Below are 14350 nucleotides of genomic sequence, written 5' to 3' on the forward strand. Positions count from 1 at the left end.
AAGACAAACCTCCTGAAATATCCTTTCAGGAGGTTTTTATATAGCAAATATTTTGATAACCAATTAGTTATATTATGTGTACTAAACACGCTAATCAATAGATATTAAATATATTTTTCACATCAATTTACTGGCAATTCCTTCACTTTTTTCTCTTTTTGACCATTCAACAGATTCTGTAATTTTTTGGATAGATTTTATCGCCATTATTGTGGGGGTAATTAGCGTTATAAGTGGTATCAACGAGTTTAGACACATTAAAAAGTAGTATGAATGACAGTATTTTAATGGCCTTATAAAAATCATTGTACTTAATACGATAACGAGGTGCTAAAATATGCAAGATTCAGAAAAAGAAAAATTAAATAAAGAATTAGACGCAGCCACACGATCAATACCAAGAAAAGAAGTTAGTCAAGAAGATATGGCGGAGATGATTAGGAATGGTGAATGGTAAAGAAGATGCCATTGAAGAGGCAAAGCGGAGAATACGGAGAATCGCCCAATTAACTCCAAGAGTCAGATTAGAGACGAAAGAAGAAATTATAGATTGGTGGAACGAATATGACAAATAAGTCAGCTAATTCATGATAGTACCCGTTCTGATATGTATAACAACAGCTATAATCATTCAATAAAATAATCACTAAACAACTCGAATTAATACACTAAGCTGCTTTTATATCAATAATTTAGCTCCTATTAGCAAGTCATGGACTATTAATTATTCAAAAGGGCCACACTTTTTATTCTAAGTGTGGCCCTTTTGAATCTAACCAAATTGATATTGTTGAATTTGGCTGTACTCATTTTCTTTTTCTTCTTCAAGATTACGAATATCTATATCATTCTGTAAGTTTAAGAAATAACGATCAAAAACTCCAAAAAGCCTACCTAACCTTACGGAAGTATCAGGTGTTATTTGTCGTCGTTCATGTAAAATATCCTGTATCCTAGATGTTGGCACATTAATTTCCTTTGCTAATACATAGGCAGAAAAATTCAATGGTTCCATAAACTCTTCTCTCAATATTTCACTAATTTTTGGTGTTGGGATTTCATTCATAATACTCACTCCTTTTAGTGATGATAATCAACTATTTCAGAAATTACTTTATACCTATTAAACCTGACTAGATAAACCCCACCAATGTGGCATTAATGCTTCTAAAGTTATCGTCTTTTTATTTTCATAATCCACTAAGATCTCTGTATCTTTATTTTTGATATCTAGCTGCATTAAAAACTCACGGCAAGCACCACAGGGTAAACTATTATTTTCACCTTCAACAGGCGCTTTATCTCGAAAAGCTATTACCCGTTTAATATGCGTTTGTCCACTATTAACGTACATATTGAGTGCCGCTACTCGTTCCGCACACAAATTACAAACACCACTACAACTTTCAATACAAAAGCCAGTAAATATTTCCCCATTCTCCGCTTCAATAGCACTAACAACATTATGTGCGTAAATAAATGGCGTGATATCGCCCGGATAATATTCTTTCTTTGCTTTTAAGTACATTTGTTCCCATTTATCCATAATACTTGACCCTCTATGTAAAATTAACTCCAGCATTAGTTGATTAAGATTTTATCACATTAAAAAACAAAAGCCGTTTAGTTCCTGCAAATACGCAGTGACTAAACGACTTTTTCTTTATATTCATTGATTAGTTGTGATCACAATTTTTCCATGAGTATGTCCATTTTCACTAAGTTTGTGGGCAGCCTGCAGTCCTTCAGTAGTCAACGGAAAACTACTGTCGATCACAACTTTCAGCTCACCAGCTTCGACTAGCGCTGCTAACTGTTTAAGTTGTTTCCCATTGGGTTGTAGCCACCAGCTTGAGGCTGAAGGATGGGCGACCTGTTGTGCTTCAGTCGGTTGTCCGGCAATCGTTACTAACCGGCCTGTTGGTTTCAAAATCTCTAACCCCGCCGGAATCTGATCAATCGTATCAAAAACTGCATCGTAGTCATGTAAAACAGCGGTAATTTCCTGCTGATGGTAATCAATCACCTCATCCGCACCCAGCTGGCGCAGCAGTTCCGTGTTTTCTGAGCTAGCTGTTGTTGCTACATACGCACCTAAATGTTTAGCAATCTGAATGGCAAACATCCCAACTCCACCAGCACCAGCCTGAACTAAGACTTTATCGCCTGCTTGAACGTGCAAACGATCTACTATAACCTGCCAGGCAGTCAGTCCAGCTAATGGAATTGATGCCGCCTCGGCAAAAGATAATTGAGCTGGTTTCAAAACTAACTGATTTTCCTTAACTACGGCATATTCTGCATAAGTTCCACGTGTACCGTCACCTTTTATATCAGGGCCGTCAGGGCGCGCAAAAACTTCATCACCAACCTGAAAGTTGTGAACATTGGACCCGACTTTAGCAATTACGCCAGCAAGATCCCAACCTAACACTACTGGAAACTTCCAGGAAGACTGACTTTTCATGTATCCGCGTCTAACCTTCCAGTCGATTGGGTTGACGCTAGTAGCTTTAATTTGAACCAAAACTTCGTCTGCTGCCGGTTGGGGTACTGGTAGATTCCTTTCAACCAATTCAGCTGGTTCACCGTAATTCTCAATCACAATTGCTTTCATTATTGAATCTCGCCTCCGTTATGTGTAATTGACGATAACACTGTCACTTGTTTTGAGGCAAACATTTTGCTCACTGTAAAAATGCCATGATTTGCCCCAAATCAGAAAAAACCATACCGATCCAATCGCTGATTTCCTGTTATAGTCCCCTAAAAGTTGCTGGAAAAATTTTATATCATTTCTTCTGTCATCTTTTATGGGACTCTATAGTTGTTTCTTAGAGATCATATGACTCTTACTTTATCTCTATTTTTTATCGAAATAATTATCAATTTTCTTTAATACAAAAACAGGTGCTGTTGATAGAAATATTATCCATACTGCGGATAATCTATCATAAAATATGACTAATAGCATAAATATAATCCATATTCCTAATAAGGCAACAAACTTAGTAACTTTTTTATTATTGTGCATAGTTTACAACCTTTGCTTTTAAATACAGTTCTTTCTATCTATCCATTAGGACTTACCTTTTAAATAAATTTATTTCTGGTGATTATACGTAAAAATAATCGGCATCTATTTTTCAAAAATGAATCCTGAAAAATTACATTTTAAAATAAGTTATTTCAACGGTAACACAAATATTAGTTGCCAGCCGACTTCTCCTAAGTATTTACGGCCAGTATCTTGAAAGCCACATTTTTTATACAACTTGATAGCAGGCAAATTATTTTGGTTAACTCCTAGTACAACTGACTCTGTTTTAGGGAAAATATTTTTAATAAAATCGGGCAGTGCTTTCAATGTTTGAGATGCAAAGCCATGCCCAACATATCTTGAATCTGTTGAAAAACTTTTAAGCAAAATCGTATTGTTTTCCATTATGTAATTAGTTTTCTTGATGCCATTATCTAAAACAAAGAAACTAACTAACGTGTCACTGTTAAACGCAAGTATGGGCAGACTATTGTTATGTTGGGTAACTTGCTCCACAGCTATTTTAGGCTGTTTAGAATAATAATCATCTTTCAGAACATAGTCATTTATCTGTTGGGTATATTGTTCAGAGTATGGGATTAATTTCATATGTACTCCTTCAAAGTTATTTTCGAAAGCAACTGTAATTACCGCTATAACTATAATTACAATTATAGCCATTTCCAGCCAGTGTTGCTGGGTACCAACATTAATAAGTTAGGGTCTTGATTTTTTAAATTAATCCTCTAAAAATTCTTTTATGCCCTGCAAGGCTCTTTTTTTAGCCGAAAATAGATATAAGTGTCGCCCGTTATTAATTAGCTGTAGAACTGAATTTCTATATATTTTATGCGCCTTAATTGCATAATTAACGTCTACGATTGAATCTTTATCTCCATGCGAAATAAATACTGGTCCAGTATAGTCTTTAATCTGTTCCCAAGGGCCTAATGATAACGCATCATTCACATATTTCATTCCTAATTTAACATAGATTGTTCTGAAAGAAGTAGGTATACTGTTCAAATCAATTTTTTTACCTAATATACTACCTCGCTTAGTATCATCTGGAATAGAAAAGGCAGGATATAGTAAAAATATTTTTTCAATAGACTCTTTTAAATCAGAGGCGACCAATGCTGTGACTAGACCACCTTGTGAACAACCACCTAATATAATTTTATTGTTGTCCACTATTTCTAATGACTTGACATAATTTATGACAGCAAGTAGATCTTCTTTTTCAGTCAATACAGACATCTCTGTTGATTTTCTGCCCTTACTGAATCCTGATCCAGAACCTGAAAAATCAAAGATAAATACATGATACCCAAGTTTATATAGATATCTAGCATATCTAGCTGTTGAAAACATATTAGTACCAAATTCATGACTAATAATTATTGCCGGACTCTTTTTGTTAGTTGATATATTTGAAAAATAATGCCTAGCCTTAAGTTCGATATTATTATATCTAATAACTAATTTCTTAATCATAAAAACCACTCCTTTATAGATTGCTAAATAACAGATAAAATAATGGATTGGAAAAAATAGTAATCCTTATGATTATTAGCCTGTTTAGCATTACACAAAAAAATAAAACATCATATGAAAATCGCTGTTAATGTCACCTAATAGCACCAGCAGTTTTTTATTCTGTTAAGTGAAAACTTTCATCAATCAAATTAGTTAATTCTTCAGTTTTTGCCAATTCTAAACGTACAGAAATCCAATGCGTCTTATTCATGTGATAAGCAGGTAAGAATTCAGGAAATTCATGTAAGTTAGAAATGGTTTCTGGGGGTAATTTAATATCTATCAGGTCTTCGACACCAGTATCTTCTGGCACATCAAGTTTTGCTTTATCCACGTCCATAATAATGGCATACCATTTTCTACTATCTTGATGCCGCAATACCGCATATCTCAGATACTTCTTCCAAAGATATTCTGGCTCTGTAAGATATTTATTTTTAACATATTCAAAAATTTCAGTACGGTTCATTCTTTACCCCCCTCCTTAATTACTACGCCAACTTATACTCTCGATAGTATCATTATTTTTAGTGCCTTCACCCATACATAACATCGAATTGTCTATCATGATTTGCAGATTATCCCTTAAATACGATACCCTAGCGTTATAGAAACAGGAGAATTGTATATAATTGATTGGCGTTACAGCATCATTATTTTAAGTAGTTATATAAATTTTGCATTGGCTATTATTGCAACAATCAGTGTACTTGCATTTTTCACAAAGGAGATCGCATGAGTCGAACAAATAAGTTTTGGATCTCACTAGGCATTTTCATTCTTGCTACCATTCTTGAGATTATCCTAGACCCTCAATGGCGTAGTTTAGGATACTTTATATTAAACATAACTGATATAGTTTCAATGATTTGCTGTTTCGTCTATTTTCCAAAAGGGAAACAACACTAATTTGTAAAATCCATAAATAGTCTAACAATTATATTAACTAAGAAAATTCGTAATTTATGCATAAGTTTATAAAAAGTAGCTTAATCTGTCATGATCGTTTGAAAACGAGGAGCTATTCTGGAGTAATCGCCCCTTCTAAACACGAATAAAACAACCCCCATTAACATGATGATCGTTAATGGGGGTTATTTTTATGTTACCCTATTTAATAACTACTTGTTTTGGCGTGCCGATGACTTACCTTTCATCTCTAATGAGCCACTTTCATAATGGGCCCAACAGGAATAAATCTCGACTATTTTTTGCTCGTTATTAATTTTATAAACGACCCGGTGCTGCCCATTGATTCGACGTGAATAATAACCAGCAGCTGGTGGTGTCAATTTTTCAAACGACTGAATCGCTAAATAAGGATCCGTTTGTAACACGGTAACGATCTCTTCAAAAGATGACCGTAACGGACTTTTGAGGGCCTTTTTCAAATCACCCTTTGCTGATTTCTTGATCTTGATATGCCAATCACTCATTATCGATCTCGGCAATCATCGTGTCTAAATCAATTGACTCATCCTCTTCACGGCTAAAAGCAGTGGGCATTTGGCCATTCATAAATAATGCCAACGTCTCTTGCAAGGCATCATAGTCTTTTTTACCAATTAATACGGCACTCTTACTGGTATCGGCACCTGAAATAAAGATCGGTGCTGAATCTCGATTCGTTTCTTTAATCAACGAAAACAGGTTGGTTCTTGCTTTAGTTGGTGTGATCATATCCATAACAACCGCCTCTTTTCTTAGCTTTATTCTTATTACAAGTATAACGTACGTGATAACGTACGTCAAAAAGAAGTTTCTCATGGTTCAACAAATCGTCCTCCCCATCAAAGATACCAACGTCCTAAAAAACGTCCAAAATACCCTATTAGACAGTTTCGAGGCTGGTCGGCGTAATTACACGATTTTTCAAGTCGGCAAAGCCACGATCCTACGAGTCAGTGATGTCATACATCTCAAACAACGAGACATTTTTAATCCTGACGGTGCTGTGAAACAGACGGCTTTTATTCACGATCAAAAACAGTAAAGCCAATACCTTTTACTTAAAACCTATTCGAAATGATTTAATCCAGTACCAATAGTGGCTAACACAACATCCTAACCAACATATCACTGAAAAACAATTCTATAAGATCATGCATAAAGTTGGTGATTTACTGAATATCAATTACTTAGGTACACACACCGTGCGTAAAACTCGTGCTTACCGTGTCTATATCCAATCAAACTACAATATTGGCTTAGTCATGCACTTGTTAAACCATAATAGTGAATCCTATCTGGGCCTCTACTAAGCAATCACTGAGGCCATATTAGATAATATCGACTTGAATAGAAATATATTTGGAACTAGCTAACAATCCTCATATTAAACAACATATGTTACTATTCTAGTAGGGGTAAAGTGAGCAGTCTTAGGTTTGTAGATAGTAATCTTATGTTTACCATCTCGGGGCTTACCAGTGAGCTGACGTTTGTAGGCTGTTAAAAACGTAAATCCTACTAGCTAGAAATCGGTTTTAGGCTCACAGAAGCGAAATGTTAATAGCATTTCGCCTTTTTATATTTACTAGTATAGTAAATATAATAATTACCAAAAATTTGTTCACTCCAAATTTTATGGCAAATATCTTAAAACATTTTTTAGCCCTGCTATGGCAAGCTTTATAAGCATTCATTTTTTATGATTTATGTTTTTGTACCCCTCTGTTAGACAAATAATAATAGGAATGTTCGACATCTTGTAACGATAAATCAAAAATCAACTACCAGTTAAAATATGTAAAATTGTTCAGATAAATACTTACTGAACAACCAATAACATGACATGTTATAATATATGTAGATTAACAATAAGTTCTTTAAAGCTCACTAGTGCCACCTAGGGAGCTTTTTTATGTGGTGAACTTACACTTGAGGTGGAACACAAAGATAAATAAAAACTGATTCATTGCGAACCAGCGAGGAATGTAGTTTGTCTAGAACATACAGAATACAAAGTTTCGCAATGAATCATTACACACAGCTTACCGCATTTGATCGCGGACGTATAGAAGAAATGCTGCAAGAACATCTGTCAATGCGCCAAATTTCCTTGAACTTACACCGCTCTGTCCCAACGATATCTAGAGAAATTCATCGATGTACTGCTATTAATTATCAAACTGAGACGACTCATGCATCCTAATCGGAAAAATTCACATCGTAAGCGAAAGCTAGATGACGAGTTGTTGCATCTGGAAATAATTAGTAATACTCAAGAAAAACACTGGTCACCAGAGCAAATTGCCGGAAGACTTTCCGTGGATGCAGGTACAAATTTATTAGTTATAACACAATCTATAGAAGTATCTATCGAAATAATTTGATGATCAAGAAAAATCATGGTACTTGCGGAATAGCACGTCAATTGCGACATCGTGGGAAGACCAGGAGTCGCCGTCGTGATAAATTGCCCAATGCGCATACTATTCATGAAAGTCTGCGTATTGGCGACTGGGCATTAGACACAATCGTTGGAAAAACTGGCGGTCAACTATTAGTTACTCCGATGGATCGTAAAACTAGACTTTTAAAAGCACGTAAGGCTGCATCAAAATGAACGCAAGATGTTATGGAATTCATCAAATATATTTTTTTGCAGATTTCAAGTAATGAAATTAAAACAGTTACTTCCTATCGTAGAAAAGAGTTCAGTGCAAACAAACAGACTACAAATGCATTTAACGTTGAGTTTTATTTCCCAGATCCTCATGCTCCATGGCAACGAGGAACAAATGAAAATACTAATGGCTTAGTTAGGGAACATATTCCTAAAGGAATAGCAATGGAAAATTATTCAGATGACTATATTCAATTAATGGTAAAGCAAATAAACAACCGACCACTTAAAATCTTTGGCTGGCAGTCGGCTAATGAATATTATTTATCACAGGTGTTCCACTTGAATTGATAATTTAAGGCACAAAAAAACTCCCCGTCACCACAACGGGAAGTTGAACTGAACCCCGTAAGTTGGAGTAATTTCCAAAACTTACGGGGTTCAGTTCACCATCTATTTTTTTAGACCGGAGCGTTTTGTTATGAACTAATTTAATTATTGTGCAGTATAACCGCCATCTGCATTGATCAATGCACCAGTAACGATTGAAGCCTCATCACTGGCTAAGAAAGCAACGACATTCGCAATCTCATCTGGTTCAGCTAAACGGCCGATTGGCATTTTACCTACCATCGAATCAGTTGTTTCCTTAGGTAAGGTTTTCAGTAACGGTGTATTAACATAGCCTGGTGCCACTGCATTAAAGCGGATCCCCTGTGCGGCATAAGTAACAGCCTGTGACTTGGTGTAGTTCGCAACCCCAGCCTTAGCTGCTGAATAGGCTTGTGACTTTGCCCCACCGACAACACCTAAAATAGAGCTCATATTGATGACACTGCCACCACTAGTTTGTTTCTCCATTTGTTGCACAATGTATTTGTTTGATAAAACAACACCAGTCAAATCAATGTTAATGACCTTTTGCCAATTATCTTCATCTAACTCAGAAACAGGTGCTTTTTTCTCGGCAACACCAGCATTAGCAACTAGAATATCAATATGCTGATATTTAGCAACAACCTTTTCAACTAGTGACTTTAAAGAAGCACTATCCGTCACATCTGTCTGAACAAAATCAATTGCTGAATCTTCTGGTGCATTAATATCAGCCGAAACTGCTACAGCACCTTCTTGAACAAATTTTTGTGCAATTGCCAAACCGATTCCTGATGAACCACCAGTAATAACTGCAACTTTATCCTGTACGCCATTTGCCATATTATTTTCCCCCAAGTATATCTTATTTTTGTATCTCAATGTAAATCAAATTATTACAACAAATTGACTTACCATAATGCACAAAAAGCTCTCCCCTTATTATTAATCTAACATTATTTATATAAAAATTCATAATTCAAGTTTTTACTTTTTATATGCCTTCTCGAATGAATACATCAACAAAAGCATCAAAAGAGCCATTAAAATAGCCACGCCACCTGTCACAATAAAAGAGGTGTAATTGACATAGCTACCATCAACAAGCGTTTGAATACTAAAATAAGCAAAATTGATTATGAACGCAGCCCCAAAACGAACATATACACGGTGAGTGAGCCTAGCAATTAGCAACGAAAACAAAATAATACCAATACCATAAAGTATTGATCCAATTTCATCAAACATTGGACGATGTTGAATAATGTTAACCAAGGTTTGCAGTACAATTACCCCAATCGATATGCCGAACGAATAATAAAAAGGATGTTGTTTAAAAAATTCATCTAACTTTTTCAATATAATTCCTCCATCCCCGTAGTATAACATACTCATTAATGCTTACTTTTAGAATTGAAAAGCATTAAAAATTGACCATATCCATTGTTTACGTTGTAGCTTTGTTAGAAGGCGCCTGCCATCTTGTGATAATTGTTTCTGATAAGATAGTTGCCGCAAAGTGTTGATAATAACAAGTATTTCCTTCTCTTGAGAAGTTTTTTGTGCATTTGATTGCGTAATCACTTCATTCACCAAATGGGTTTCGTCATCCGTCATATTTGGATGTTTGGCCGTATATTCCAACAAATATTTCCTGAGATCCTGCCTAAACATATAACCCCCTTAATTTTTTACTACTTATGATGTTGATTGTATCGTAAATCCTACTTTTTAACTGGATTTGAATATAAAAAGAGCCCCGAACCTACCTTTTTAACCGGTAAACTCGCAGCTCTCTACTAAAGTATTAACTGTTACTGTTTTTTAATTGTCGTCACAAATTTATCAAAGAAATCCCGTTCATGTAAATTACGATTACACTGTAAACTATCTACACAAATATAATTCCCCTTCTTCGTATATCGGCCGTCTCCCCGACGTTTATTTAACGCCAAGAACATCGACACATTTTCTTCATGATGACAAATAGCGCAATATCCTTTAACAACTGGACTTGAAACATCGCCCACAAGTCCCAGTAGCTGTTCATCCTCATAATACAAGATATACTTACGTTGTGTTGCAATATCATTCCAAGCAAAGAATGTATAATCGCGCCAATCAACCACCGTCAAATCAGGCAATGTTAATTTTTTCGTTTTGCGAAAGACCTGTGCGATTTGCTTTTTATTAGGTTCAACAAATGGTATAACAAATGGCTTCAATTCTCGAACCATCTTTTCAGTTGCCCGGTGACGCAAGTGACGGTCCATAATATTTGTCAATAATTGATCAATTTCTGGATGATTTCCCGGTACTGTTTCATGAATTTCCTCTGCTGCTAATTCTTGTAAGGCTGCAACAGTACTTAAATCATTCACCGCTTGATATTGATGAACTAAGTTATACACAATTTCATTGATTTTCATGTATTGATAGGGCTGCATAGTTAATGTCATTTTTATTTCCTTTCGTTTCTTCCGATCGGAATCATTAGAAAGAAAGTTTCTAGTGATTCAGTCAACAAATGTTAACCGCGTCACTAGAAGATACTAAACGTATCATCTTATCACCTCCTAGGGTCGTCTTAGTCTATCAAACTCCCTAGAGAAAAGCAATTTAGAATATAACCGTTAAATTCGTCGGTTGTGCAATATGAATTTCAGGATGATCCATAATATACTCGGCAATCAAATCTGGTGTTTCACGTTGCACCTCACGCACAATTTTATCTGGTGAAAACATCGGGAAATTTCCAGCACCACCAGCACGATAATTATTCATCGCCACTTCATAAGTTGCGGTCATATCCAGGGGTTGACCATCTTTTTCAACTTTAATGACACGTTGACCCATTGGTTGATGGATATCAAAGGTATAATCAATCCCACTCCAAACATCATAATTATAATGCTGTACCTTAGGGTTAGTGAACAATGGATTAATCATCAAATCCCCATCCGCTGATAGTTGGAAATAGCGCGCATTTACTTCTAAAGCATCTTTAATATCTTGCCCCGTTAATTTTTCTACTACTAAGGTATTAGGAAAAATATAATTGGTCATAATATCACGTTGTGTCACTGCATTACCTAATCCACGTACCTCATCATTAAATAAGGCCGTATTCGCAATCGTCGTATTAGTTGCTGACATTTGCACACGATTAACTAACTCAATAAACGGATGATTATGTGAACGCGCCTTAAAATGATTTGTCACCTGCATATTATCACCAACCTGACCGACCGGCGTATCCAACCATTGGTTTACCTTCTCTTGTAGTGGATCAATCATTGCAACAATATCACCACGTTCAGGTTCGTCGCCTGTTGCTAATAATTCTGCTGTGGCCGCCGTACGATGTTTCCTCTCATCCAGCGTTAGTGTCATCAACCCTACATGGTCGCCACGATAGCCTGGCTGAGTTGTTGGTACTCCGTGAACCACCTCAGCAATTTCGCGATGTTGATGACCTGTTACAAGTGCATCAACTCCTGCTAACTGTAATAATTGATAGCCCTGATTTTCCGAGGTAATGCGCTCTAATGGCTTACCAGTCTTTAAGTCTTCGGCAAAGCCACCATGATATGCCAATACTAATACATCAACCTGTGAACGTATTTTAGAAATATACCTCTGGGCAACAGTGACTGGATCAGCAAAAGTCAGCCCTTGAATATGTGCAGGCTGTTCCCAGTGTGGAATGTATTGTGTTGTTAGACCAATAACACCAATTTTGACGCCTTGCCGTTCAAAAATCTTATATGGCTGACCCACGAATGGCTGTTGGGTCGTTTCATCCAAAATATTAGCATTCAATAAATTTGGGGTCTGAGCAAACACTTTTTCAATATAAGCGCGTCCAAAATTAAACTCATGGTTACCGAGAATGCGGACATCATATGAAATAGCATCCGCCAATTCCTGATAAATATCTGTCTGGTCAGTCGCAACTTTTTCAATATAGTTAGCTAATGGTGAGCCTTGAATAAAATCGCCATTTTCAATGGTTAAGGAAATATCGCCAGCTAACTTTGCTTGTTGCTGATAGTCTGCAATGACGGATGCTGCCCGTGATAATCCTAAGCTGTCATTTAATAATGGCCGCCGAAAATCATCGGCTCGTATATGCCCATGAATATCTGACGTTGACAATATTGATAATTGCATATTTTTCTCCTTTTTATTAAAAAAAGCTGGTACCACAACGTGTGCCAGCTTCCATCATTCGTATAGTGATATGTTCATTAAACTAAACGCTTACGTAATTGCCCAGATAAGAAATCAATAACGGTAACCATCACGATAATTCCCAAAAGGATAATACCAACCTTTGGCCACTGACGGGTTTGCAAAGCGAAAATCAATGGCGCACCAATACCACCAGCACCAACAATTCCTAGAATAGCTGCAGAACGCACCGCAATCTCAAAACGGTAAAGCGTGTAATTCATAAATTCTGGCATAACTGCTGGAATCGTTGCTAAAGTTAAGCCATCTAATGCTGAACCCCCCGCAGCCACAATAGCTTCATTAGGACCTCGATCAATATTTTCAATGGCTTCCGAGAATAGCTTTCCTAACATCCCGATTGAATGAATTGATACGGCTAAGACACCCGCATAAGCACCAGGTCCGACAGCTTTGATAAACATAATTGCCAAAACAATTTCTGGAAAGACACGGATAATTGTTAAAATCAGCTTACCAATTGTTGAGCGTGGCGTAAAGAGCCCCTTCTTTGTACGAGCAGCTAAAAACGCAAATGGCAACGTTAATATAGCCGAAATAAAGGTTCCCAAGAAAGCGATTGCTAACGTTTCAACCAACGCACTGATCAAATCTTCACCATCACCAGAATACACATATGACCAATCTGGATGGAAAAGTCCGTGAATAATGGATTTAGTTACCTGCATCGCTTGGGGTTTAACTGTTGATAGTGGAATGCCTAAAAAAGCCCAGACAAATAGTAGTACCACTAAGATTGCTATCATCCATGGACCATATTTTTGCCACGGATTTCGTTGAATTCTTTGCATTATGCCAACGCCTCCCGTAGTCGATTAGAAATACCGTCAACGATAATAACAACAACCAAAATAGCTAAAATCACTACGGCTGTCCGATCGTAACGGAATAGTGACAATGTTTGATCCAAATACAAACCAACACCACCAGCTCCTAGATAACCTAGAACTGTTGAAGCACGCACATTGATTTCCAATGTATAAAGGAAATAACTTAAGAATTGATTCATAACTTGCGGAATAACCGCAAAAACAATTTTTTGGACACCATTGGCACCAACTGACGTTAAGGCTTCAATGGGACCATCATCAATTGTTTCAATAGCTTCATAAAACAACTTAGAAATCATACCAAAACTAAAGATAGTCAATGCACCGACTCCAGCCATTGGTCCGATACCAACAATGGCAACAAATACAGCCGCTAACAATAGGTCGGGTAGTGCACGTACTAAATTTAAAAAGAAACGAATAATCCCGCGTAAATACGTATTTTTCACAATATTTCGTGCGGCTAACAAACTAAATGGTATAGCGATAATCGTTCCTAGCAAAGTCCCAACTAAAGCCATCTGAATCGTTTCAGCAATTGGTGTAATAATGGCTGAAACAAATGTCCAATCTGGATGAATCATCCGAATCAGTAAATCCCAAAATTGATCCCAACTAAAGTTGGCAGTAGCACCAGTATTATAGCCTGATCCAATAAAAATTAAGACAAATAGGAGGACAGATAAAATGCCCTTAACATGCCACTTTTCACTGAATTGGCGTTCAGGTAAAGTTGCGTTCATA

15 protein-coding genes and 2 pseudogenes are annotated in these 14350 nt (G+C 36.5%); 2 read left to right on the top strand and 15 right to left on the bottom strand.

All coding sequences use genetic code 11. The features are described 5' to 3' along the window. Positions 1–772: 772 nt before the first annotated feature. The 8 genes from FFM62_RS04945 to FFM62_RS04980 all read right to left on the bottom strand — a co-directional run bounded on the left by FFM62_RS04945 (position 773) and on the right by FFM62_RS04980 (position 6265). Entirely contained in the window at positions 773–1066 is a 294-nt protein-coding gene (locus tag FFM62_RS04945; RefSeq protein ID WP_115471115.1) for a HigA family addiction module antitoxin, read from the bottom strand. Positions 1067–1123: 57 nt separating this feature from the next. After that, a complete protein-coding gene (locus FFM62_RS04950; RefSeq protein WP_115471116.1) occupies positions 1124–1546 on the bottom strand; it encodes a cytidine deaminase family protein in 423 nt (140 codons plus the stop codon). 123 nt (positions 1547–1669) lie between these two features. Beyond that, entirely contained in the window at positions 1670–2617 is a 948-nt protein-coding gene (locus tag FFM62_RS04955) for an NADP-dependent oxidoreductase (RefSeq protein ID WP_115471117.1), read from the bottom strand. 567 nt (positions 2618–3184) lie between these two features. Next, positions 3185–3649 carry a GNAT family N-acetyltransferase gene (locus FFM62_RS04960; protein WP_170178054.1) on the bottom strand — a complete coding sequence of 155 codons (465 nt, stop codon included), beginning with the start codon at positions 3647–3649 and terminating at the stop codon, positions 3185–3187. 129 nt (positions 3650–3778) lie between these two features. Continuing rightward, positions 3779–4537, bottom strand: a complete 759-nt coding sequence (locus FFM62_RS04965) for an alpha/beta hydrolase (RefSeq protein ID WP_115471119.1) — start codon at positions 4535–4537, stop codon at positions 3779–3781. A gap of 157 nt (positions 4538–4694) precedes the next feature. Then, positions 4695–5048: an MmcQ/YjbR family DNA-binding protein gene (locus FFM62_RS04970; protein ID WP_115471120.1), complete on the bottom strand. Its 354-nt coding sequence runs from the start codon at positions 5046–5048 to the stop codon at positions 4695–4697. 652 nt (positions 5049–5700) lie between these two features. Next, entirely contained in the window at positions 5701–6015 is a 315-nt protein-coding gene (locus FFM62_RS04975; protein WP_174855241.1) for a Txe/YoeB family addiction module toxin, read from the bottom strand. Continuing rightward, entirely contained in the window at positions 6008–6265 is a 258-nt protein-coding gene (locus FFM62_RS04980; protein WP_240005917.1) for a type II toxin-antitoxin system Phd/YefM family antitoxin, read from the bottom strand. The genes FFM62_RS04975 and FFM62_RS04980 overlap by 8 nt, the downstream gene beginning before the upstream one ends. Before the next feature lie 79 nt (positions 6266–6344). Between FFM62_RS04980 and FFM62_RS04985 the strand changes: the two are divergent. Together FFM62_RS04985 and FFM62_RS10530 are read left to right on the top strand one after the other, a co-directional pair. Next, a pseudogene (locus tag FFM62_RS04985) lies at positions 6345–6840 on the top strand (tyrosine-type recombinase/integrase). Between the two features lie 713 nt (positions 6841–7553). Then, positions 7554–8498, top strand: a pseudogene (locus FFM62_RS10530) (IS30 family transposase). Between the two features lie 144 nt (positions 8499–8642). Here FFM62_RS10530 and FFM62_RS05005 read toward each other — a convergent pair. The 7 genes from FFM62_RS05005 to phnE (FFM62_RS05035) form a co-directional block, all read right to left on the bottom strand. After that, complete coding sequence (locus tag FFM62_RS05005) at positions 8643–9365, bottom strand: SDR family NAD(P)-dependent oxidoreductase (protein WP_115471126.1); 723 nt, start codon at positions 9363–9365, stop codon at positions 8643–8645. Positions 9366–9509: 144 nt separating this feature from the next. After that, on the bottom strand, positions 9510–9881 hold the full coding sequence (locus FFM62_RS05010; RefSeq protein WP_115471127.1) for a hypothetical protein: 372 nt from the start codon (positions 9879–9881) through the stop codon (positions 9510–9512). A gap of 48 nt (positions 9882–9929) precedes the next feature. Then, on the bottom strand, positions 9930–10196 hold the full coding sequence (locus tag FFM62_RS05015; RefSeq protein WP_115471128.1) for a hypothetical protein: 267 nt from the start codon (positions 10194–10196) through the stop codon (positions 9930–9932). Between the two features lie 140 nt (positions 10197–10336). Then, positions 10337–10981: a FusB/FusC family EF-G-binding protein gene (locus tag FFM62_RS05020; protein WP_115471129.1), complete on the bottom strand. Its 645-nt coding sequence runs from the start codon at positions 10979–10981 to the stop codon at positions 10337–10339. Between the two features lie 160 nt (positions 10982–11141). After that, positions 11142–12695 (bottom strand): bifunctional metallophosphatase/5'-nucleotidase, encoded by a 1554-nt coding sequence (locus FFM62_RS05025; protein WP_115471130.1) that lies wholly within the window; start codon positions 12693–12695, stop codon positions 11142–11144. Positions 12696–12772: 77 nt separating this feature from the next. Next, positions 12773–13567 (bottom strand): phosphonate ABC transporter, permease protein PhnE, encoded by a 795-nt coding sequence (phnE, locus tag FFM62_RS05030; RefSeq protein WP_115471131.1) that lies wholly within the window; start codon positions 13565–13567, stop codon positions 12773–12775. Beyond that, on the bottom strand, positions 13567–14349 hold the full coding sequence (gene phnE / locus FFM62_RS05035) for a phosphonate ABC transporter, permease protein PhnE (protein ID WP_115471132.1): 783 nt from the start codon (positions 14347–14349) through the stop codon (positions 13567–13569). The genes phnE (FFM62_RS05030) and phnE (FFM62_RS05035) overlap by 1 nt, the downstream gene beginning before the upstream one ends. Between the last annotated feature and the right edge of the window lies 1 nt (position 14350).

This window comes from Weissella thailandensis (genome assembly GCF_005405465.1).
Taxonomy (GTDB): domain Bacteria; phylum Bacillota; class Bacilli; order Lactobacillales; family Lactobacillaceae; genus Weissella; species Weissella thailandensis.

Coding starts and splice junctions, on each gene's coding strand:
- FFM62_RS04945 (WP_115471115.1), bottom strand. CDS start 1,066: ATGAATGAAATCCCAACACCAAAAATTAGTGAAATATTGAGAGAAGAG.
- FFM62_RS04950 (WP_115471116.1), bottom strand. CDS start 1,546: ATGGATAAATGGGAACAAATGTACTTAAAAGCAAAGAAAGAATATTAT.
- FFM62_RS04955 (WP_115471117.1), bottom strand. CDS start 2,617: ATGAAAGCAATTGTGATTGAGAATTACGGTGAACCAGCTGAATTGGTT.
- FFM62_RS04960 (WP_170178054.1), bottom strand. CDS start 3,649: ATGAAATTAATCCCATACTCTGAACAATATACCCAACAGATAAATGAC.
- FFM62_RS04965 (WP_115471119.1), bottom strand. CDS start 4,537: ATGATTAAGAAATTAGTTATTAGATATAATAATATCGAACTTAAGGCT.
- FFM62_RS04970 (WP_115471120.1), bottom strand. CDS start 5,048: ATGAACCGTACTGAAATTTTTGAATATGTTAAAAATAAATATCTTACA.
- FFM62_RS04975 (WP_174855241.1), bottom strand. CDS start 6,015: ATGAGTGATTGGCATATCAAGATCAAGAAATCAGCAAAGGGTGATTTG.
- FFM62_RS04980 (WP_240005917.1), bottom strand. CDS start 6,265: ATGGATATGATCACACCAACTAAAGCAAGAACCAACCTGTTTTCGTTG.
- FFM62_RS05005 (WP_115471126.1), bottom strand. CDS start 9,365: ATGGCAAATGGCGTACAGGATAAAGTTGCAGTTATTACTGGTGGTTCA.
- FFM62_RS05015 (WP_115471128.1), bottom strand. CDS start 10,196: ATGTTTAGGCAGGATCTCAGGAAATATTTGTTGGAATATACGGCCAAA.
- FFM62_RS05020 (WP_115471129.1), bottom strand. CDS start 10,981: ATGACATTAACTATGCAGCCCTATCAATACATGAAAATCAATGAAATT.
- FFM62_RS05025 (WP_115471130.1), bottom strand. CDS start 12,695: ATGCAATTATCAATATTGTCAACGTCAGATATTCATGGGCATATACGA.
- phnE (WP_115471131.1), bottom strand. CDS start 13,567: ATGCAAAGAATTCAACGAAATCCGTGGCAAAAATATGGTCCATGGATG.
- phnE (WP_115471132.1), bottom strand. CDS start 14,349: ATGAACGCAACTTTACCTGAACGCCAATTCAGTGAAAAGTGGCATGTT.